Annotated in this window: 19 protein-coding genes and 1 pseudogene; 15 read left to right on the top strand and 5 right to left on the bottom strand. The window is 60.6% G+C overall.

From position 1 onward, the window contains the following. The first annotated feature begins 147 nt into the window (after positions 1–147). From mpl to BLL42_RS10945, 3 genes are read left to right on the top strand one after another with little or no spacing between them, the layout of a single operon-like run. Positions 148–1,497: a UDP-N-acetylmuramate:L-alanyl-gamma-D-glutamyl-meso-diaminopimelate ligase gene (mpl, locus tag BLL42_RS10955; protein ID WP_071552071.1), complete on the top strand. Its 1,350-nt coding sequence runs from the start codon at positions 148–150 to the stop codon at positions 1,495–1,497. Then, a complete protein-coding gene (ubiX, locus tag BLL42_RS10950; RefSeq protein ID WP_071552070.1) occupies positions 1,494–2,126 on the top strand; it encodes a flavin prenyltransferase UbiX in 633 nt (210 codons plus the stop codon). The genes mpl and ubiX overlap by 4 nt, the downstream gene beginning before the upstream one ends. After that, positions 2,119–2,403 (top strand): YceK/YidQ family lipoprotein, encoded by a 285-nt coding sequence (locus tag BLL42_RS10945; RefSeq protein ID WP_071552069.1) that lies wholly within the window; start codon positions 2,119–2,121, stop codon positions 2,401–2,403. Before ubiX ends, BLL42_RS10945 begins: the two co-directional genes overlap by 8 nt. Positions 2,404–2,455: 52 nt before the next feature. On the opposite strand, the gene BLL42_RS10940 is transcribed toward BLL42_RS10945, so the two are convergent. The 3 genes from BLL42_RS10940 to BLL42_RS10930 form a co-directional block, all read right to left on the bottom strand. Next, the gene (locus BLL42_RS10940) at positions 2,456–3,097 is read right to left on the bottom strand and encodes an oxidoreductase (protein WP_071552068.1); all 642 of its coding nucleotides are present in this window, start codon (positions 3,095–3,097) and stop codon (positions 2,456–2,458) included. Between the two features lie 28 nt (positions 3,098–3,125). Further along, positions 3,126–4,844 carry a C13 family peptidase gene (locus BLL42_RS10935; RefSeq protein WP_071552067.1) on the bottom strand — a complete coding sequence of 573 codons (1,719 nt, stop codon included), beginning with the start codon at positions 4,842–4,844 and terminating at the stop codon, positions 3,126–3,128. 103 nt (positions 4,845–4,947) lie between these two features. Then, the gene (locus BLL42_RS10930) at positions 4,948–5,403 is read right to left on the bottom strand and encodes a MaoC family dehydratase (protein WP_071552066.1); all 456 of its coding nucleotides are present in this window, start codon (positions 5,401–5,403) and stop codon (positions 4,948–4,950) included. Positions 5,404–5,597: 194 nt separating this feature from the next. On the opposite strand from BLL42_RS10930, the gene BLL42_RS10925 reads away from it, so the two are divergent. The 3 genes and pseudogenes from BLL42_RS10925 (at position 5,598) to BLL42_RS10915 (ending at position 7,276) form a co-directional block, all read left to right on the top strand. Next, positions 5,598–5,963, top strand: coding sequence for a CidA/LrgA family protein (locus tag BLL42_RS10925; protein WP_071552065.1), 366 nt, complete (start codon positions 5,598–5,600; stop codon positions 5,961–5,963). Further along, positions 5,960–6,675: pseudogene (locus tag BLL42_RS10920) on the top strand (LrgB family protein). The gene BLL42_RS10925 and the pseudogene BLL42_RS10920 overlap by 4 nt, the downstream one beginning before the upstream one ends. A gap of 10 nt (positions 6,676–6,685) precedes the next feature. Beyond that, the gene (locus BLL42_RS10915) at positions 6,686–7,276 is read left to right on the top strand and encodes an LON peptidase substrate-binding domain-containing protein (RefSeq protein ID WP_071552064.1); all 591 of its coding nucleotides are present in this window, start codon (positions 6,686–6,688) and stop codon (positions 7,274–7,276) included. A 93-nt stretch (positions 7,277–7,369) separates the two neighbouring features. Here the strand turns inward: BLL42_RS10915 and BLL42_RS10910 are convergent, their stop codons facing one another. Together BLL42_RS10910 and BLL42_RS10905 are read right to left on the bottom strand one after the other, a co-directional pair. Continuing rightward, positions 7,370–8,686, bottom strand: coding sequence for a bifunctional DedA family/phosphatase PAP2 family protein (locus tag BLL42_RS10910; protein WP_071552063.1), 1,317 nt, complete (start codon positions 8,684–8,686; stop codon positions 7,370–7,372). A 107-nt stretch (positions 8,687–8,793) separates the two neighbouring features. Further along, positions 8,794–9,477, bottom strand: a complete 684-nt coding sequence (locus BLL42_RS10905; protein WP_071555736.1) for a DNA-3-methyladenine glycosylase — start codon at positions 9,475–9,477, stop codon at positions 8,794–8,796. A 162-nt stretch (positions 9,478–9,639) separates the two neighbouring features. On the opposite strand from BLL42_RS10905, the gene BLL42_RS10900 reads away from it, so the two are divergent. The 9 genes from BLL42_RS10900 (at position 9,640) to BLL42_RS10860 (ending at position 19,213) form a co-directional block, all read left to right on the top strand. Beyond that, positions 9,640–10,911: a glutamate-5-semialdehyde dehydrogenase gene (locus BLL42_RS10900; RefSeq protein WP_071552062.1), complete on the top strand. Its 1,272-nt coding sequence runs from the start codon at positions 9,640–9,642 to the stop codon at positions 10,909–10,911. After that, positions 10,880–11,602, top strand: a complete 723-nt coding sequence (nadD, locus tag BLL42_RS10895; protein WP_236721979.1) for a nicotinate-nucleotide adenylyltransferase — start codon at positions 10,880–10,882, stop codon at positions 11,600–11,602. Before BLL42_RS10900 ends, nadD begins: the two co-directional genes overlap by 32 nt. A gap of 73 nt (positions 11,603–11,675) precedes the next feature. After that, the gene (rsfS, locus tag BLL42_RS10890; protein WP_071552060.1) at positions 11,676–12,170 is read left to right on the top strand and encodes a ribosome silencing factor; all 495 of its coding nucleotides are present in this window, start codon (positions 11,676–11,678) and stop codon (positions 12,168–12,170) included. 9 nt (positions 12,171–12,179) lie between these two features. After that, the gene (rlmH, locus tag BLL42_RS10885) at positions 12,180–12,647 is read left to right on the top strand and encodes a 23S rRNA (pseudouridine(1915)-N(3))-methyltransferase RlmH (RefSeq protein WP_003185785.1); all 468 of its coding nucleotides are present in this window, start codon (positions 12,180–12,182) and stop codon (positions 12,645–12,647) included. Between the two features lie 12 nt (positions 12,648–12,659). After that, a complete protein-coding gene (gene mrdA, locus BLL42_RS10880; protein ID WP_071552059.1) occupies positions 12,660–14,555 on the top strand; it encodes a penicillin-binding protein 2 in 1,896 nt (631 codons plus the stop codon). A 31-nt stretch (positions 14,556–14,586) separates the two neighbouring features. Continuing rightward, on the top strand, positions 14,587–15,690 hold the full coding sequence (gene rodA / locus BLL42_RS10875; protein WP_071552058.1) for a rod shape-determining protein RodA: 1,104 nt from the start codon (positions 14,587–14,589) through the stop codon (positions 15,688–15,690). 17 nt (positions 15,691–15,707) lie between these two features. After that, positions 15,708–16,718, top strand: coding sequence for a lytic murein transglycosylase B (gene mltB / locus BLL42_RS10870; RefSeq protein WP_071552057.1), 1,011 nt, complete (start codon positions 15,708–15,710; stop codon positions 16,716–16,718). Next, positions 16,718–17,728: a septal ring lytic transglycosylase RlpA family protein gene (locus BLL42_RS10865; protein ID WP_071552056.1), complete on the top strand. Its 1,011-nt coding sequence runs from the start codon at positions 16,718–16,720 to the stop codon at positions 17,726–17,728. Before mltB ends, BLL42_RS10865 begins: the two co-directional genes overlap by 1 nt. A 327-nt stretch (positions 17,729–18,055) precedes the next feature. Next, positions 18,056–19,213 carry a D-alanyl-D-alanine carboxypeptidase family protein gene (locus tag BLL42_RS10860; protein WP_071552055.1) on the top strand — a complete coding sequence of 386 codons (1,158 nt, stop codon included), beginning with the start codon at positions 18,056–18,058 and terminating at the stop codon, positions 19,211–19,213. Positions 19,214–19,269: the final 56 nt, after the last annotated feature.

Below are 19,269 nucleotides of genomic sequence, written 5' to 3'. Positions count from 1 at the left end.
AGAAGAAGCCAACCGCGCTCTGCGTAGGAGCTGCCGCAAGCTGCGATCTTGGCGATCATCTGCGCGCTGGTGATCTCGAGTCCGAAACACAAGGTGCGATTTTCGGCCCTCTACGCTAACCTGCCTCGATGTTTTACGAGGTTGACTATGCACATTCATATTCTGGGTATTTGCGGCACTTTCATGGGCTCGATGGCGGTTCTGGCCAAAGAGCTGGGCCATCACGTGACGGGCTCCGATGCCAACGTCTACCCGCCGATGAGCACTCAGTTGCAGGCGCAGGGCATCGAGCTGACGCAAGGCTATGATCCTGCCCAACTCGATCCGGCCCCGGATCTGGTGGTGATCGGCAATGCGATGTCGCGCGGCAACCCTGCGGTCGAATACGTATTGAATAAAGGCCTGCCGTACGTCTCCGGTCCGCAATGGCTGGCCGACCACGTGCTGCAAGGTCGTTGGGTGCTGGCGGTTGCCGGCACCCACGGCAAGACCACCACCAGCAGCATGCTCGCCTGGGTGCTGGAACACGCCGGCATGAGTCCGGGCTTCTTGATCGGTGGCGTGCCACAGAACTTCTCGGTGTCGGCGCGTCTGGGTGCCACGCCGTTCTTCGTGATCGAAGCCGATGAGTACGACAGCGCCTTCTTCGACAAGCGTTCGAAATTCGTTCACTACCGTCCGCGTACCGCGATCCTCAATAACCTTGAGTTCGATCACGCCGACATCTTCCCCGATCTGCCGGCCATCGAGCGGCAGTTCCACCACTTGGTGCGGACCATCCCGAGCGAAGGCCTGGTGATCCACCCGACCACCGAACCGGCATTGCAGCGCGTTATCGAAATGGGTTGCTGGACCCCGGTGCAAACCACCGGTGCAGGCGGGCAGTGGCAGGTCAAGTTGCTCAGCGCCGACGGCTCGAAGTTTGAAGTGATGTTCGAAGGCGTCGCCCAAGGCGTGGTCGAGTGGGACATGACCGGCCAGCACAACGTGGCCAATGCCTTGGCCACTCTGGCGGCCGCGCGGCATGTGGGCGTGGTCCCGGCGATGGGCATCGCCGCGTTGAGCGCGTTCAAGAGCGTGAAACGGCGCATGGAAAAAGTCGCTGAAGTTCACGGTGTCACTATCTACGACGACTTCGCGCATCACCCGACCGCCATCGCGACCACCCTCGACGGTCTGCGCAAACGCATCGGCGACGCGCCGTTGATCGCGATCATCGAGCCGCGTTCCAACTCGATGAAGCTTGGCGCACACCGTGACGGTTTGCCGGAAAGTGTGGTCGATGCCGATCAGGTGATCTGGTACGCGCCGGCCAACCTCGGCTGGGATCTCGGCGCGACGGCTGCGCTGTGCTCGGTGCCGTCAATGGTCAGCGATTCGCTGGAAGGCATTATCGAGCGGGTGAAGAGCCAAGCCAAACCGGGCACCCACGTGGTGATCATGAGCAACGGCGGCTTCGGCGGCCTGCATGGCAAATTGGCCGAGGCGCTTAAATGAGCAATGGTCCGGATCGCATCACCCTTGCCATGACCGGCGCTTCCGGCGCCCAGTATGGTTTGCGCCTGCTCGATTGTCTGGTGCGCGAAGACCGCGAGGTGCACTTCCTGATCTCCAAGGCTGCGCAACTGGTGATGGCGACCGAGACCGACGTCACGCTGCCGCCAAAACCGCAGATGATGCAGGCCTTCCTCACCGAGTACACCGGCGCTGCTGCCGGGCAGATTCGGGTGTATGGCAAGGAAGACTGGATGTCGCCCGTGGCCTCGGGCTCCGGTTCGCCAGCCGCGATGGTGGTGGTGCCGTGCTCGACCGGGACCTTGTCGGCAATTGCCACAGGCGCCTGCAATAACCTGATCGAGCGCGCCGCCGACGTGACGCTCAAAGAGCGTCGACCATTGATTCTGGTGCCACGCGAAGCGCCGTATTCAAGCATTCACCTGGAAAACATGCTCAAGCTGTCGAACATGGGCGTGACCATTCTGCCGGCCTCACCGGGCTTCTATCACCAGCCGCAGACCATCGATGATCTGGTGGATTTTGTCGTGGCGCGGATTCTCAATTTGTTGAACATCCCGCAAGACATGCTGCCGCGTTGGGGCGAGCACCATTCAAGCTGCGATGAATAAGTTATTGAGTCTGCTGCTCGTCCTGCAATTGGGCGGCTGTGCCACCGCACGTACGCTGGACGCAGCCAAGCCCGGCGCGCCGGTGGTGTACTCGGGCATGCGTCTTGATCTGTATGCGCTGGACGGCGGTTGCTGCGCCAAGGATCGTTTTGGCGCCGAAGCACCGAGCTACCCCGGCATCGACCTGCCGGCCAGCGCGCTGCTCGACACGCTGCTGTTGCCGCTGTCGGTGTTGACGGTGTTGGGTGTGGGGTTTCAGGCGACGGGCGGGTTGTAAGCAAAAAGATCGCAGCCCGTAGGAGCTGCCGAAGGCTGCGATCTTTTGATTTTTACTTACCGAGCTTGCGCAATTCGTCGGACTCGACAATCCGCACACCGTCCTGTTCTTCCAGCGCCAGGCGCCACATGGCGCGGGCCAGTTGGCAGGCTTCGATGCCGCGGTATTTGCCGGGAATCAGTCTGGACAGCGGGCCTGCCAGTTGTTCGGCGAGTCGCGGTTCAAGGCGATCTCCCAGTAGCAGGGAAGGCCGGCAGATGGTCAGTTGCGGCCAGTTCTGTGCGCGTAATGCGTATTCCATCTCGCCCTTAACCCGGTTGTAGAAAATCGAGGATCTCCGATCGGCCCCCAGGGCGCTGATCACGATCAGGTGCCGTGCGCCCATCTCCCGCGCACGTTTGGCGAACGCCACCACCATGTCCAGATCAACGGCGCGAAAGGCTTTTTCGGAGCCGGCCTGTTTGATCGTCGTGCCCAGGCAGCAGTAGGCAATGTCGACGCGGCCACTGAGTTGTGGGAGAAATACAGCCGGGTCGCCGACCGGGTTTTCCAGGTGTGGATGTTCCGCCAGTGGCCTGCGTGAGGGTGCCAGTACGCGGCTGATGGTCGGCTCGTTGAGCAGCCGATCAAGTAAGTGCTCACCGGTCAGGCCGGTGGCTCCAGCGAGCAATATATGCTGAGGCGTCAAGTACATAATGTTTCCCCCTTGATACTGTTTCAGCTTAGTTGCTCTTTGCTTCCTTGCTGGTTAAAGCGGCACTTTGTAGTGCCTTGCGTGCTTGCTGCTTGCGCAATAATTGCCAGTGCGCCACCACCCCTTTAGGCGCCCAGATCTGTGGTTCAGATGCTTCGAAGTTGTCTGCCAGTTCGCGCTCGGCAACGGTGGCCTTGGCCAGTTTGAACGCCTGCTCCAGATCGTCGGTCTGGTTCAGGGCCTGAACGAATAACGCGTCGCCGAAGTAAGTGAAGTCTGCCTCTTCCGAGCAACCGAACGACACTCGGTCGGCGCGCGAGGCGGTCATGATCAGCGTGTGTTCGTCTTTGAGTGCCGGGATAAAACCGCCGGAGTAGCACGCCGAAATCACGATGATCTTGTCGCGATTTTTCAGCGGTGCGAGGACCGCTGCCAATTCGTCAGCCGGCAAGTCGGCCAGCTCCAGGCGCGGTTGGTCGAGCACCAGTTCGTGTTCGTGGGTGCCGTGGCTGGTCAGGTAGATGAACACCAGGTCTTCCGGCCCGCTGCGTTCGGCCAGGGTCAGGGCGGCGCGGCGCAGGTTCTCGCGCGTGGCCATCGGCCGGTCGCCAAGGTGGTCGCGATGGTTGACCAGGCGGATCTGGCCGTAGGCACCAAAGCGGCTGGCGAGCATGTTGCTGACGTAGTCGGACTCGCGCAGAAACACACTCTGCTTGCCGTCGCCGCCCACGGTCAGGGTGTACAACTCGATCGCCGGGGTCGAGGCGGGCACATTGGCCAGCGCCTCTTCGAGCAGACGGCCTTGCGCCAGTAACCCCAACTCGAGGGTGTCTGGCAGCAACTTGCCATTGGCATCGCGTACACGCTGACCATTGATCCAGTCGCCGCTTTGCACGCTGCCATCAGTCAGCACCAGCGTGCCATGCCCTTGGTAGCTGTCGCTGTCGAACTCGCCGATGTAAAAGCTGCCGTCCGACAAGTTCAAGCGGCCTTGGCCGGTGAAGCGCCAATCGCTGAACTGGCCGATATAGTGGCTGTTATCGGCGCCAATCAATTCACCTTTGCCGTTCAGCGCGCCTTCCTTGAATTGACCGACCCACACGTCGCCATCGGCGTTCTCGTAGCGGCCTTTACCGTTCAACTGATTCTGTTTGAAACCGCCGACGTAGCTGTCGCCCTCGGCGCTGCTGAAGGTGCCGTTGCCTTCCAGCTGGCCGTCGACGAAATTGCCGGTGAACTGGTTGCCGCTGGCATCGCCGCGCTGGCCTTCGCCGTTGGGTTTGCCATTGGCGAACTGGCCCTGATACTGACTGCCGTCCTCAAGTTCGAGGCGACCGAGCCCGGAATACTGATCGGCCTTGAACTCGCCACGGTAGGTCATGCCGTCTTCTTTGAGGGTGCCTTCACCGTCGCGCCGACCGAGTTTGAAACCGCCGGTGTAGCTGCTGCCACTAGTGGTCAGCGTGCCCTGGCCATGGAACAGCCCTTGCTGGAACTCCCCGCGGTAGACTTCGCCGTTGCTGCCGTGCCATTCGCCCTGACCGTGCCACTGGCCTTTGTCGAACTGACCGGCGTACCAGCTGCCGTTCGGGTAGTCGATCCGGCCCTGACCTTGCAGCAACCCGTTGACCAGATCCCCCCGATAGCGGCCACCATCCGGCAGGCGTGCGTCGGGCGGCAACAGCGATTCGCCGTCACCACAGGCGGTGAGCAACAGGGTCAGGACAAGGGGTGCAAGTGAGCGCATAGCGGGATCCGGGCAATTAGGCGAGGGAGTATGCCGCAGCTATGTGTCTGATATATAGAGACGCGGTGCGAAACAGTAGGAACTGCTTCGCATCCGGCAGGGGTTAAACGAACGCCAGCGACAGCGGTTCAGCGATGTACGCAGGTTTATCCGAGCCTTCGATTTCCAGCGTGGCGGTGGCCTTGAGCAGCCATTGGCCGGGTTTCTTCTCGGTGACTTCAGACAGTTCGACCTTGAGCCGGACTCTGGAGTCGACCTTCACCGGTTGAATGAAGCGCACGCTGTCCAGGCCGTAGTTGACCACCATCTTCAAACCTTGCGGGAGGACCAGGATGTCTTCCATCAGTTTCGGGATCAGCGACAGCGACAGGAAACCGTGGGCAATCGTGCTGCCAAACGGGGTTTGTGCGGCTTTTACCGGGTCAACGTGGATGAACTGATAATCGCCTGTGGCTTCAGCGAACAGGTTGATGCGGTCCTGATCGATGGTGAGCCATTCGGAACGTCCGAGTTCCTTGCCGACATAATCTTTGAGCTCTGCAACTGGAACATAGGGCATTGAGACTCTCCTTGGGTTCATCGTTTTTAAAGTTTTTTCGGGGGGGATTCAATCCCGGAACAACCACGTTAGATCATCACGGGGATTTGCTCCGGTCAAGCATCCATGCTTTTGGCGAATACCCATGCATAGCAAGTGCCATGCTTATAATGTCCGGCCCGCTTGTGGGGGACGAGTTTTGCTGGAGATGACGGATGTTGCTACGCGGCCTGACCTGGCTGGTGCTGTTTCAATTGCTCGGCACAGCCCTCAACCATTTGTTTTTGCCGGTGCTGCCAGGGCCGATTATCGGCCTGCTGTTGCTGCTGGGGTTCCTGGTCATTCGTGGCGAAGTGGCTGAGCCCTTGAACCTGGCCGCTGGCAGCCTGCTGCGTTATTTGCCGTTGCTGCTGGTGCCACCGGCGGTGGGCGTGATGGTTTACGCCGCCGATATCGCTGCGGACTTCTGGGCCATCGTTGGCGCATTGGTGTTGTCGCTGCTGCTGTCCTTGTCTTTCGCCGGGGTGTTGATGCAGCGGCTGATCAAGCGTCACGCTGTTCGCACGGAGGAGTCGTTATGATCTTCGACTGGCAGGGCGCGCTGGCGGCAGTGATTCATCACCCGTTGTTCGGTATCGGCGTTACGTTGGGCGCCTATCAACTGGTGTTGGCGGCGTTCGAGAAAACCCGTTGGATCTTCCTGCAGCCAGTGCTGGTATCGATGCTGCTGGTGATCGGCGTGCTGCTCGCGTGTGGGCTGACGTACGCCGAATACCGTAAAAGCACCGAGATCCTCAGCATTCTGCTGGGGCCGGCGACCGTTGCGCTGGCGGTGCCGCTATACCTGAACCTGCGGCGGATTCGGCAGCTGTTCTGGCCGATATTTACTACGCTGGTGATAGGGGGGTGGTTGCCACCGGCATGGGCGTGCTGCTGGGGTGGTGGTTTGGCGCCGAGCACATGATCCTGATGACCATGGCGCCCAAGTCAGTCACCTCGCCGATTGCCATGCTGGTGGCCGAGCAGATTGGCGGAGTGGCCGCGCTGGCCGCGGTGTTCGTGTTGATCACGGGGGTGATTGGCGCAATTTTCGGCCCGAGTCTGTTGACCCGACTCGGTGTGCACAGCCCTGAAGCCCGCGGCATGGCGCTGGGTATGACCGCCCACGCTGTCGGGACGGCGGTGGCGATGCAGGAAAGTGAAGAATGCGGCGCCTTCGCGGCGCTGGCGATGAGCCTGATGGGTGTGGCCACGGCGGTGTTTCTGCCGTTGGCGGTGTCGATGGTGGTGTAAGGAAATGTCTATGAGCCTGGCGCTTTTTCCGCTGAACACAGTGCTGTTTCCTGGCTGCATCCTCGATTTGCAGATTTTTGAGGCGCGCTATCTGGACATGATCAGCCGCTGCATGAAACAGGGTGCAGGCTTTGGTGTGGTATGCATTCTGGATGGGGATGAAGTGGGCGTCGCGCCCGAAGGTTATGCGCGGGTCGGGTGCGAAGCGCTGATCACCGACTTCAAACAACAGGACAACGGCCTGCTGGGCATTCGGGTACAGGGCGGGCGGCGTTTCCACGTGTTGCGCACCGAGGTGCAACGCGATCAGTTGACCGTCGCCGAGGTCGAGTGGCTGGAGGACGAACCGGAGCAACCGTTACAGGACGAAGACGCCGATCTGGTCGCACTGCTCAAGGCCCTGGCCGAACACCCGATGGTCGAAGCGTTGAACATGGGCACCGAAGCGACAGGCCAGCAGTCACTGGCCAATCAACTGGCGTACCTGTTGCCGTTTGCCGAAGTGGACAAGATCGACCTGCTGCAACTCGATGACCCGCAACAACGCCTGGATGCGATTCAGGCGTTGCTGGATGAGTTGCAGGGTGAGTTGTTTGCCTGACGCCCGCTAAAAGATCGCAGCCTGCGGCAGCTCCTACATGGATTCGGTGTGCGTCCTGTAGGAGCTGCCGCAGGCTGCGATCTTTTGCTTTTGCTAATACGCATACCGCAACATCATATGAGGCAAATGCCACAGCGCGAAGAACCCGAACAATGCGACCAACATTGGCAAGACCAGCCACCAGGCCTTGGCCGGCATTGGGCTCAGGGGGACTTGGCGCTGGGTCACCGCCAGGCTGGCCGCACACACGCAAGCCGCCAGCACCGCTCCGGCCAGTACATCGGTTGGCCAGTGCGCACCGAGATAAACCCGCGACAGGGCGATGGACGCAGCCGGCAAGCAACCGAGTAGTAGCCAGGTCAGGCGCATGCGCGTTGGCTGGCCGCGACCGGCCAGTATCGCGAGGGTCAGGAACAACGCAAACGAACCTGACGAATGACCACTGGGCATGCTGTAGCTGGTCAGTGGATCGGTCAGTACTTCCGGGCGCATCCGGGCGAACAGGTGCTTGGTCCCAGTGTTTGCCAGTGCAGTGATCAGCAGCGTGCTGCCCGCGAAGATCATGTGCCGCCATTGCCGCGTGACCAGCAGCAGGATCGTCAGTGCCGCGCTGATCACGAACATGTTTTTGAACTCGCCGAGCTGGGTGAGCATTACGGCGACTTCATCCAGCAGCGGGCTGCGGTGTTCCTGAATCAGCGTCATCAAGCCCTGATCGAAAGCCTTCAGGTGCGGGTAGCCGATGAACAGTCCGCCGAGTATCGCCAGGCTGAGGCCGGCGATCAGTGCGGTGATTTGGCGATGAGCGCGCAAGCTGCCGTTGATGCTCAGGCCCACCAGCACCGCGATGCTGCCGACCACCAGTCCGGCCTGTGGCCAGAAGCCTTCCGGCAGTGGCAGGCGAATCGCCGCGCCCGTCGCCCAGCCCGGCAGCAAATAGGCCACAGACCAGCCGGCCCCCGCCAGCAAGCTGACGGCAAAGAAGCGTGGGAACGGCATGTCGAACATCCCGGCCACCATCGGTAGCATCGGGCGCAATGGGCCGATAAAACGCCCGACCAACAAGCTCGCGATGCCATAGCGCTGGAAATAGTTTTCGGCGCCGTTGATCCATTCTGGATGATGACGCAGCCCTGGCAAGCGCCGAATGTTCTGGTGGAAGTGTCTGCCGAGGAAATACGACAGCACATCGCCGAACAGGCCGCCGAGCAAACCCAGCAGCAGCGTTTCGCCCAGCGACAGCGCGCCGCTGCCGGCCAACGCCGTGATGGCAAACAGCAACACTATGCCGGGAACAATCAAACCGACAATTGCCAGGCATTCAACACAGGCCACTATGAATACCGCCACCGCCAGCCATTGCGGGTTTACCGTCAACCAGACGGTCAGGCTATCGAGCCATGGGCCCATACATACAACTCCATTGTTTTTCGTTGGTCTGTAGGAGCTGCCGCAGGCTGCGATCGTTAACAGTCAAAAGATCGCAGCCTGCGGCAGCTCCTACGGGGGATTGAGTTTTAAATCAGGAAATAGTCGCGGTTTTCGACTTGGCCGCGTCGCAGAGGGTTCCGGGTGCAATAGGGCGCGTAAGTGCTGTCGACGAAGCGGTACATCAGGTGTTCGTCGCGGCCATGAGGAATGCCCAGGCGTGTGGTCTGGATGACATGGGCGGGGTGTGTGCCGACGTCTTCGACAAACAGCACTTCATGATCGAAGCGCTTGGCATCCCAGGTTGGCACGTTCAGGCCCAGCGCCTTGCACAACAAGGTCTGGCCGGCGCAAAGCTTTTGTGAGGGGCGTGGTCGGCCATTGGCGTCGGGGTTGTTGAGCAGCATCTGCGCCAAGCTCGCCGGGCCGGAAATTTCATCGATCCACGGGTAGGCCGATTTGATCAGTACCGCATTGCCCGGCCCATGGGCGCTGAAGTTCAGTGAGTCGCCGCCACGGGCGTAGTACATATAGATGTGGCCACCATCCAGAAACAAAGCCTTACGCTTTTCTGTGTAACCGAGGGAGGCGTGGCTGCCCTTTTCTTCGCAGTAATAGGCTTCGGTCTCGATAATCCGCGCCGAAAGCCACAGATCACCGACCCGATGGCGGATCACTTTGCCCAGCAACTCGCGGGCAAGCAGCTGAGCATCACGATTGAAAAAGCAGTCGGGCAGGGCTTCTGGCAGTTTCGCGGTGGTCAGAATGGACATGGCGGCCGAAGTGATCAGATAAATATGACGGAATGATAACAACTCCCGACTTAATCGAGGCTGAACACTGCCCATTTCGACCATCCGCCCGTCACTGCTGTTAGTAGGAGCGCGCGACAGCTATAATCTGCCGCTTTCCTCTTTGCCAAGACCACAGAGACCATGACTGAGTCCGTTCTTGACTACATGACCCGTTTGGGTCGCGCTGCCCGCGACGCTTCCCGCGTGATCGGCCGTGCCAGCACCGGGCAGAAAAACCGCGCCCTGCTGGCTGCCGCCAACGCTTTGGATAACGCTCGCGCCGAGTTGACCGCCGCCAATGAACTTGACCTGGCCGCAGGTCGGGCCAATGGGCTTGAGCCGGCCATGCTCGAACGTCTGGCCCTGACCCCCGCACGCATCGACGGCATGATCGTCGGTTTGCGTCAGGTGGCGGCGCTGCCCGACCCGGTCGGCTCGATCCGCGACATGAGTTACCGGCCGTCGGGTATTCAGGTCGGCAAGATGCGCGTGCCTCTGGGCGTGGTCGGGATCATCTATGAGTCGCGGCCGAACGTGACCATCGATGCCGCGAGCCTGTGCCTGAAGTCCGGTAACGCAACCATCCTGCGCGGTGGTTCCGAGGCCATTCATTCCAACCGCGCCATTGCCGCCTGCATTCAGCGCGGTCTGGCTGAAGCCGGTTTGCCGGCGGCCGTGGTGCAAGTGGTTGAAACCACCGATCGTGCCGCTGTCGGCGCGCTGATCACCATGCCCGAGTACGTCGACGTGATCGTACCGCGCGGCGGCAAGGGGCTGATCGAACGGGTCAGCCGCGACGCTCGCGTGCCGGTGATCAAGCATCTGGACGGCATCTGTCACGTGTATGTCAGTGCCCACGCCGAGTTGCCGAAGGCCCAGCGCATTGCGTTCAACGCCAAGACTTACCGTTATGGCATCTGCGGCGCCATGGAAACCCTGTTGGTCGATCAAGCGGTCGCCAAGGCATTCCTGCCGGCGATGGCGGCACAGTTCCGCGAAAAAGGCGTCGAACTGCGCGGTTGCGAACGCACCCGGGCGATCATCGACGTCGTGGCCGCGACTGAAGAGGACTGGAGCACCGAATACCTGGCGCCGATTCTGTCGATCCTGGTGGTCGACGGCCTGGACCAGGCGATCGAGCACATCAATCATTACGGCTCGCACCACACCGACTCGATCGTCAGCGAACACCAGGGCGAAGCCCGGCGTTTCGTGGCTGAAGTTGATTCGGCTTCGGTGATGATCAACACCCCGACGTGCTTTGCCGATGGCTTCGAATACGGATTGGGTGCCGAGATTGGCATTTCTACTGATAAGCTGCACGCCCGCGGCCCGGTGGGCCTCGAAGGTCTGACCTGCGAGAAGTACATCGTGGTCGGTGATGGCCAGTTGCGCGGCCAGGAGCCGGTCTGACTTGGGCGATCTCGGCCAGAGTGCCGCAGTGACTGCCAGCGAAGCCTGTTCTCGGCGCATTGGCGTCCTGGGCGGGACCTTCGATCCGGTGCACATCGGCCATTTGCGCAGCGCACTGGAAGTGGCTGAATCGCTGGCCCTCGATGAGTTGCGCCTGACGCCCAGCGCCAGGCCCCCGCATCGGGACACGCCGCAGGTCTCGGCGCAGGACCGTCTGGCGATGGTCGATTGCGCGGTGGCCGGTATAGCACCGTTGGTAGTGGACGACCGCGAACTCAAGCGCGATAAACCGTCCTATACCATCGACACCCTGGAGCTGATGCGCGCGGAACTCGCCGCTGACGACCAATTGTTTCTACTTTTGGGCTGGGACGCATTTTGCGGCCTGCCCACTTGGCACCGCTGGGAAGAGTTGCTCCAGCATTGCCACATCCTGGTGCTGCAACGCCCGGATGCCGACAGCGAACCGCCGGATGCCTTGCGCAACCTGCTGGCAGCGCGCTCGGTGAGCGACCCGCTGGCCCTCAAAGGGCCGAGCGGACAGATTGCATTCGTCTGGCAGACGCCGCTCGCGGTATCCGCCACCCAGATCCGTCAACTGCTGGCCAGCGGTAAGTCGGTACGTTTCCTGGTGCCCGACGCGGTCCTGGCCTACATCGATGCGCACGGACTTTACCGTGCGTCGAACTGAATAGGAGTGCTTTGAGGCACGTGGCAACAACGTGTATTGAAGCGCCCGAACATACGAGCAAAACGAGTTTTATATGACTGACAAAGACGTAACTAAAGTAAAGCGCAAAGGTTCGTTCAAGAGCGCCCCGCTGCCAGTAACGGCTGAAACCGGCCCGGCACTCGTCGGCGAAGAACTGGTCAAGGTTGCCGTAGCGGCCCTGGAAGACGTCAAGGCCCAGGACATTCTGGTGATCGACGTTCGTGAAAAGCAGAGCATCACTGACTTCATGATCATCGCTACCGGTACTTCCAACCGCCAGATCGGCGCGATGCTGGACAAGGTCCGCGAGGCGGTCAAGGCCCAAGGCGTCAAGCCGCTGGGTGAAGAAGGCAAGGGCGACAGTGACTGGGTGCTGCTGGACATGGACGATGTCATCGTACACATGATGACCGCCTCGGCCCGCCAGTTCTACGACCTGGAGCGTCTGTGGGAAGGTGCCGAGCTGAGCCGTGCCACCGATGGCAAGCACCACAGCCCTGAAGTCGGCCACGAGCATTTCACCAAGCTCAACAAAGACCAGCAATAAGGGTTCGCTGTGCGACTGCGTCTGATCGCCGTCGGTTCACGCATGCCCAAATGGGTGGAAGAAGGCTGGCATGAATATGCCAAGCGTCTTCCTTCCGAGCTGGCGCTGGAACTGGTGGAAATACCGCTCAACACCCGCGGCAAGAATGCTGACGTGGCGCGCTTCATCCGTCAGGAAGGCGAAGCCATGCTGGCCAAGGTCGGCCCGAACGAGCGCATCGTCACCCTCGAAGTTCACGGAAAACCCTGGAGCACCGAGCAACTGGCGGTCGAACTGGACCGCTGGCGGCTGGACTCGCGTACGGTGAACTTCATGGTCGGCGGCCCCGAAGGGCTGGCGCCGGAAGTGTGTGCACGGGCTGATCAGCGCTGGTCGCTGTCGCCACTGACCCTGCCGCACCCGTTGGTGCGGATTCTGATTGGCGAACAGCTGTATCGCGCCTGGACCGTGCTGTCCGGGCACCCTTACCACAAGTAGTTCAGCGCCCCCATGTCTCAGCCGATCCGCATCAAGGACCACGAGAAAGACGCCCGTCTGGTGCGCGGCCGGGTCGTGTTCGGGGCAATTGCGGTGGTCACGCTGATCGGCGTGCTAATTGCGCGCCTGTATTTCCTGCAGGTGATTCAGTACGAGTATCACTCGACGCTGTCGGAAAACAACCGCGTCCACGTTCAGCCAATTCCGCCGACTCGGGGACTGATCTACGACCGTAATGGTGTGGTAGTGGCCGATAACCGGCCCAGCTTCAGCCTGAGCATGACCCGCGAGCGCTCGGGTGACTGGAAGCAAGTGCTCGATGTGATCGTCGAAGTGCTGCAACTGACGCCCGAAGACCGGGTGGTCTTCGAAAAACGCATGAAACAGGGGCGCCGGCCGTTTGAGCCGGTGCCGATCCTGTTCGAACTGACGGAAGAGCAGATTGCCCGGATTGCGGTGAATCAGTTCCGTCTGCCGGGCGTCGAAGTGGTTGCGCAGCTGGTGCGTCACTATCCGCAGGGCGCGCACTTTGCGCACTCGGTCGGGTACATGGGGCGGATCAACGAGAAAGAGCTCAAGACGCTGGATCCGGTGGCTTACAGCGGCACCCATCAAATTGGCAAAACCGGCATCGAGCGCTTCTACGAGCCTGAGTTGCATGGTCAGGTCGGTTACGAAGAAGTCGAGACCAACGCCCGTGGCCGCGTGTTGCGGGTGCTCAAGCGTACCGATCCGATTCCCGGCAAGGACATCGTCCTGAGCCTGGACATCAAATTGCAGGAAGCCGCCGAAGCCGCACTGGGTGGGCGCCGTGGTGCGGTGGTGGCGCTGGACCCGAACACCGGCGAAGTGCTGGCGATGGTCAGTCAGCCGAGCTTCGACCCGAACCTGTTCGTGACCGGCATCAGCTTCAAGGCCTATGCCGAACTGCGTGACTCGATCGACCGGCCACTGTTCAACCGTGTGCTGCGCGGTCTGTATCCGCCAGGTTCGACCATCAAGCCGGCCGTGGCGATTGCCGGGCTGGACTCCGGCGTGGTGACCGCTTCGACCCGGGTTTTCGACCCCGGTTACTACATGTTGCCCAACTACGATCACAAATACCGTAACTGGAACCGCACCGGCGACGGCTATGTGGATCTGGACACGGCAATCATGCGTTCCAATGACACCTACTTCTACGACCTGGCGCACAAGCTGGGGATCGATCGGTTGTCGGCGTACATGGGCAAGTTCGGCATCGGCCAGAAGGTCTCGCTGGACATGTTCGAAGAGTCGCCGGGGCTGATGCCGTCTCGCGAATGGAAACGCGCGACCCGACGCCAGGCCTGGTTCCCGGGTGAGACGCTGATTCTGGGGATTGGTCAGGGTTACATGCAGTCCACCCCGTTGCAGCTGGCCCAAGCCACTGCGCTGGTCGCCAACAAGGGCAAGTGGAACCGTCCGCACCTGGCGAAAACTATCGAAGGACAGAGGCCGCTTGACCCGAACCCGATGCCGGACATCGTTCTGCGCGATGCGTCGGACTGGACCAAGGTCAACCACGGCATGCAACAAGTGATGCATGGTGCCCGCGGCACCGCGCGCAAAGCGGCGATCGGTTCGCAATACCGGATTGCCGGTAAATCGGGTACCGCCCAAGTGGTCGCGATCAAACAGGGCGAGAAGTACGACCGCTCCAAGGTTCAGGAGCGCCACCGTGACCACGCCTTGTTCGTCGGTTTTGCACCGGCCGACAACCCGAAAATCACCGTGGCGGTGATGGTCGAGAACGGTGAGTCGGGTTCCGGCGTCGCGGCGCCAGTCGTGCGGCAAGTCATGGATGCCTGGCTCCTGGGCCCGGACGGCCGACTCAAACCCGAGTACGACAGCCCTATCAGCGCGGAGGCTACGGCCCGTGAAGAGTAATTTTGATCGCATCCTCTCCAGTGAGGACGTGATGCGTCGCCGCGCGACGCTGTTGCAACGCATACACATCGACGGCCCCTTGCTGATCCTGCTGCTGATCCTCGCTGCCGGCAGCCTGTTCGTGCTGTATTCGGCCAGTGGCAAGAGCTGGGACCTGCTGGCCAAACAAGCGACGTCGTTTGGGATCGGCCTGGTGTCGATGATCGTCATCGCCCAGTTCGAGCCGCGCTTCATGGCGCGTTGGGTGCCGCTGGGCTATGTGCTCGGAGTGATCTTGCTGGTGGTGGTGGACGTGATGGGCCACAACGCCATGGGCGCGACGCGCTGGATCAACATTCCCGGGGTGATTCGCTTCCAGCCCTCGGAATTCATGAAGATCCTGATGCCGGCGACCATTGCCTGGTACCTGTCCAAGCGCACGTTGCCGCCGCAACTCAAGCATGTCGGGGTCAGCCTGTTCCTGATTGGGTTGCCGTTCATATTGATCGTGCGTCAGCCGGACCTCGGCACGTCGCTGCTGATTCTCGCGGGTGGTGCTTTCGTGCTGTTCATGGGTGGGCTGCGCTGGCGCTGGATCCTCAGCGTGGTCGCGGCGGCCGTGCCGGTGGCCGTTGGCATGTGGTTCTTCATCATGCATGACTACCAGAAGCAGCGGATCCTGACGTTCCTCGACCCGGAGAGCGATCCGCTTGGCACTGGCTGGAACATCATTCAGTCCAAGGCCGCCATCGGTTCCGGCGGCGTGTTTGGCAAGGGCTGGCTGCTGGGCACCCAGTCGCACCTGGACTTTCTGCCGGAAAGCCACACCGACTTCATCATTGCGGTGATGGGCGAAGAGTTCGGTCTGGTGGGCATTTGCGCCTTGCTGCTGATTTACCTGCTGTTGATTGGTCGTGGGCTGGTGATTACCGCCCAGGCGCAGACATTGTTCGGAAAATTGCTGGCCGGCAGCCTGACCATGACGTTTTTTGTTTATGTTTTCGTCAACATCGGTATGGTCAGTGGCCTGTTGCCGGTGGTGGGGGTGCCGTTGCCGTTCATTAGCTACGGCGGAACTTCGCTGGTGACCCTGCTGTCAGCGTTTGGGGTTTTGATGTCGATCCATACCCATCGTAAGTGGATCGCACAGGTTTGAATAAGGTGAAGATTTCAATGCAAGTAATGCGTGGCTGGGCGACTCGATACGCTCCGTGGGTCGGCCTGGTAAGCATCCTTGGTGCAGCGCAGGAAGCGTTGGCCGGCGATTATGAAGGCTCGCCCCAAGTGGCCGAATTCGTCGGTGAAATGACCCGCGACTATGGTTTTGCTGGCGAACAGCTGATGGGCGTGTTCCGCGAAGCCGAGCGCAAGCAATCGATTCTCGACGCGATTTCCCGACCGGCCGAGCGGGTCAAGCAATGGAAGGAATATCGTCCGATGTTCCTGACCGATGCGCGGATCGCCCGGGGTGTGGATTTCTGGCGTCAGCACGAAGCAGCGCTGGCCCGCGCCGAGCAGGAATACGGTGTTCCGGCCCAGGTGATCGTCTCGATCATCGGCGTTGAAACCTTTTTCGGCCGAAATACCGGCAATTATCGGGTGATCGACGCCTTGTCGACCCTCAGTTTCGACTACCCTCCACGTGCAGAATTCTTCCGCAAGGAATTGCGCGAGTTCCTGCTACTGGCCCGCGAAGAGCAGGTTGACCCGCTGACGCTTAAAGGCTCGTACGCCGGCGCCATGGGGTTGCCGCAGTTCATGCCGAGCAGCTTTCGCGCCTATGCGGTGGATTTCGACGGTGATGGCCACATCAATATCTGGACCAATCCGATTGATGCCATCGGCAGCGTTGCCAGCTATTTCAAACGTCACGGCTGGGAGGCCGGTCAGCCGGTGGTCAGCCGGGCCGATGTGCGCGGCGATCAGGTCGACGACGGTTTGACCACCGGCATCGAGCCGACGAAAACCGTCGGGGAGTTGCGAGCGTTGGGCTGGTCAAGTCATGATGCGCTGCGCGATGATATGCCGGTCACCGCTTTCCGGCTGGAAGGTGACAATGGCCCTGAATACTGGATGGGCCTGAAGAATTTTTACGCGATTACGCGTTATAACCGCAGCGTGATGTACGCCATGGCTGTACATCAGTTGTCTGAAATGCTGGTCCAAGCACGGGGCGTCAAGTAATGCTGGCATCGCCAATCCGCAAACCCCTGAAGCTGCTGGCTTTCGCCGCGTTGTCGTTGCTCGTGGTCAGCTGTTCGACCAGCCGTGCGCCGCAACAAAAATACCCGACCGCCGTACGCGCAACGCCAGGGCTGGATATCAACCGAGCCCACAAAGACGGCGCGCCGTGGTGGGATGTGGACATCTCGCGCATTCCCGACGCCACGCCGACCCTGCACACCGGGCCTTACAAGGCCAACCCGTATACCGTGCTGGGCAAGACCTACTTTCCGTTGGCCGAATCCAAGCGTTATGTCGCTTCGGGCACGGCGTCCTGGTACGGCACCAAGTTTCACGGGCAGAACACCGCCAACGGTGAAGTGTATGACCTGTACGGCATGAGTGCCGCACACAAGACCCTACCGTTACCCAGCTACGTTCGGGTGACCAACCTGGACAACAACAAGAGCGTGATCCTGCGGGTCAACGACCGCGGGCCGTTCTATTCGGATCGCATCATCGACTTGTCCTACGCCGCGGCCAAGAAACTCGGGTATGCCGAGATTGGCACTGCGCGGGTCAAGGTTGAAGGCATTGACCCGCAAGAGTGGTGGGCGGCAAAAGGCCGACCCGCGCCGTTGATGCTCAACGAGCCGCAGGTCGCGCAAAATAGCGCACCGGTGATTACCGCTTCGGCCGGCACCGTCGAGCAATGGACTCCGCCGCCGCAGCAACATGCCGCGGCCGTTGTGCCGGTGCAGATCGATGCAAAAAAAAACGCTTCTGTGCCAGCCTCTGGCCAGTATCTGCAGGTGGGCGCGTTCGCCAACCCGGACGCTGCAGAACTCCTAAGATCGAAGCTGAGCGGGATGGTGAGCGCTCCGGTGTTCATCAGCTCGATCGTGCGCAACCAACAGACACTGCATCGGGTTCGCCTGGGGCCAATCGGTTCGCAGGGTGAAATCGCGCAAGTGCAGAACAGCGTGCGTCTGGCCAATCTCGGTTCGCCGAGCCTGGTGACGGCTGAATAAGACAAGTATTTCCAGATTCAAGGTTCGCTTGCGGTTTTGGGGGGCGAACCTGAGTTGTTGGCTCGTTGAACAATAAAAGCCCGGCAAGGGTTAGAGAGTGAACAACTGAACACGCGACAATGCTGAGGTTCCGATACGGAAGCTCGCCGAGCGGCGAACAGGCAAGGCAAAAACAGGCGAGGAAGCGGAGTTTAGGGTCCTAAATGAGCATTCCGAGCCTGTTTTTAACGCAGCCTGGTCGACGCGCAGGCAGGTTTCGTGCAGAACCTGGGTTGTCTGATTAGTTTTGCCCATAGGGCAGTTTCCATTAGCGATTTCGAGAGACGGATGAACATCACCACCTTTGCCAAACGCCTGTGCCTGCTAGTCCCGCTGCTCCTCTCACCCGCCGCTTTTGCGGTCGAGATGATGCCGTCGCCACCGCAACTGGCCGCTAAAGCCTATGTGCTCATGGACGCCAGCAGCGGCAACGTGCTGGTCGAGAACAACGGTGACCAGCGTCTGCCGCCCGCCAGCTTGACCAAGCTGATGACAGCGTACATTGCGACCCTGGAAATCCGTCGCGGCCAGATCGGCGAAAACGATCCGGTCACCGTCAGCGAAAATGCCTGGCGCACCGGCGGCTCACGGATGTTCATCAAGGTCGGCTCGCAGGTAACGGTCAGCGACCTGCTGCACGGCATCATCATCCAGTCGGGTAACGACGCCAGCGTCGCGCTCTCCGAGCACATCGCCGGTAGCGAAGACGCGTTCGCCGACCTCATGAACAAGACCGTTGCCGATCTGGGCATGGCCAACAGTCACTTCATGAACCCGACCGGTCTGCCAAACCCAGAGCACTATTCCACGGCTCACGACATGGCTGTTCTGGCGCGCGCGATCATCCACGAAGACCCGGCTCACTATGCGATCTATTCGCAGAAAGAGTTCTTCTGGAACGGCATCAAGCAACCCAATCGCAACCTGCTGCTGTGGCGTGACAAGACCGTTGACGGCCTGAAAACCGGTCACACCGAAGAAGCCGGCTACTGCATGGTGTCCTCGGCTGTACGTGACGGCATGCGCCTGATCGCCGTGGTGTTCGGCACCAACAGCGAAAGCGCTCGCGCCGCTGAAACCCAGAAGCTTTTGACCTACGGTTTCCGCTTCTTCGAAACCCAGACCTTCTATCAGAAAGGCGCCGAGCTGGCTCAGGCTCCCGTCTGGAAGGGCACTACCCACCAGGTCAAAGCCGGCCTGGCTGAAGACCTGACCATGACCCTGCCAAAAGGCCAGCTGAAAAAGCTCGCTGCCAGCATGACCATGAACCCGCAACTGGTCGCGCCGATCGCCAAGGGCGACGTGATTGGTAAAGTCGAAGTGAAACTGGACGACAAGGTGGTGCACAGCGCTGATCTGATCGCTCTGGACGCGGTCGACGAAGGTGGTATCTTCCGCCGCATGTGGGATAGCATCCGTCTATTCTTCTACGGCTTGTTCAACTGATATTGTCGACTTGCATGGTCTCTGCCCGGATATAGGGCAGGGGCCATGTCCGTCGC

Source organism: Pseudomonas frederiksbergensis (assembly GCF_001874645.1).
GTDB lineage: Bacteria > Pseudomonadota > Gammaproteobacteria > Pseudomonadales > Pseudomonadaceae > Aquipseudomonas > Aquipseudomonas frederiksbergensis_B.
The sequence above is the reverse complement of the archived record's forward strand: the minus strand, read 5'-3'. Positions and strand labels throughout refer to the sequence as shown.

Coding starts and splice junctions, on each gene's coding strand:
- BLL42_RS10865 (WP_071552056.1), top strand. CDS start 16,718: ATGCTGGCATCGCCAATCCGCAAACCCCTGAAGCTGCTGGCTTTCGCC.
- BLL42_RS10930 (WP_071552066.1), bottom strand. CDS start 5,403: ATGCCCTATGTTCCAGTTGCAGAGCTCAAAGATTATGTCGGCAAGGAA.
- BLL42_RS10905 (WP_071555736.1), bottom strand. CDS start 9,477: ATGTCCATTCTGACCACCGCGAAACTGCCAGAAGCCCTGCCCGACTGC.
- BLL42_RS10945 (WP_071552069.1), top strand. CDS start 2,119: ATGAATAAGTTATTGAGTCTGCTGCTCGTCCTGCAATTGGGCGGCTGT.
- BLL42_RS10925 (WP_071552065.1), top strand. CDS start 5,598: ATGTTGCTACGCGGCCTGACCTGGCTGGTGCTGTTTCAATTGCTCGGC.
- nadD (WP_236721979.1), top strand. CDS start 10,880: ATGGCCAGTTGCGCGGCCAGGAGCCGGTCTGACTTGGGCGATCTCGGC.
- mltB (WP_071552057.1), top strand. CDS start 15,708: ATGCAAGTAATGCGTGGCTGGGCGACTCGATACGCTCCGTGGGTCGGC.
- mrdA (WP_071552059.1), top strand. CDS start 12,660: ATGTCTCAGCCGATCCGCATCAAGGACCACGAGAAAGACGCCCGTCTG.
- BLL42_RS10940 (WP_071552068.1), bottom strand. CDS start 3,097: ATGTACTTGACGCCTCAGCATATATTGCTCGCTGGAGCCACCGGCCTG.
- BLL42_RS10860 (WP_071552055.1), top strand. CDS start 18,056: ATGAACATCACCACCTTTGCCAAACGCCTGTGCCTGCTAGTCCCGCTG.
- BLL42_RS10900 (WP_071552062.1), top strand. CDS start 9,640: ATGACTGAGTCCGTTCTTGACTACATGACCCGTTTGGGTCGCGCTGCC.
- rodA (WP_071552058.1), top strand. CDS start 14,587: ATGCGTCGCCGCGCGACGCTGTTGCAACGCATACACATCGACGGCCCC.
- rsfS (WP_071552060.1), top strand. CDS start 11,676: ATGACTGACAAAGACGTAACTAAAGTAAAGCGCAAAGGTTCGTTCAAG.
- BLL42_RS10935 (WP_071552067.1), bottom strand. CDS start 4,844: ATGCGCTCACTTGCACCCCTTGTCCTGACCCTGTTGCTCACCGCCTGT.
- BLL42_RS10915 (WP_071552064.1), top strand. CDS start 6,686: ATGAGCCTGGCGCTTTTTCCGCTGAACACAGTGCTGTTTCCTGGCTGC.
- mpl (WP_071552071.1), top strand. CDS start 148: ATGCACATTCATATTCTGGGTATTTGCGGCACTTTCATGGGCTCGATG.
- BLL42_RS10910 (WP_071552063.1), bottom strand. CDS start 8,686: ATGGGCCCATGGCTCGATAGCCTGACCGTCTGGTTGACGGTAAACCCG.
- ubiX (WP_071552070.1), top strand. CDS start 1,494: ATGAGCAATGGTCCGGATCGCATCACCCTTGCCATGACCGGCGCTTCC.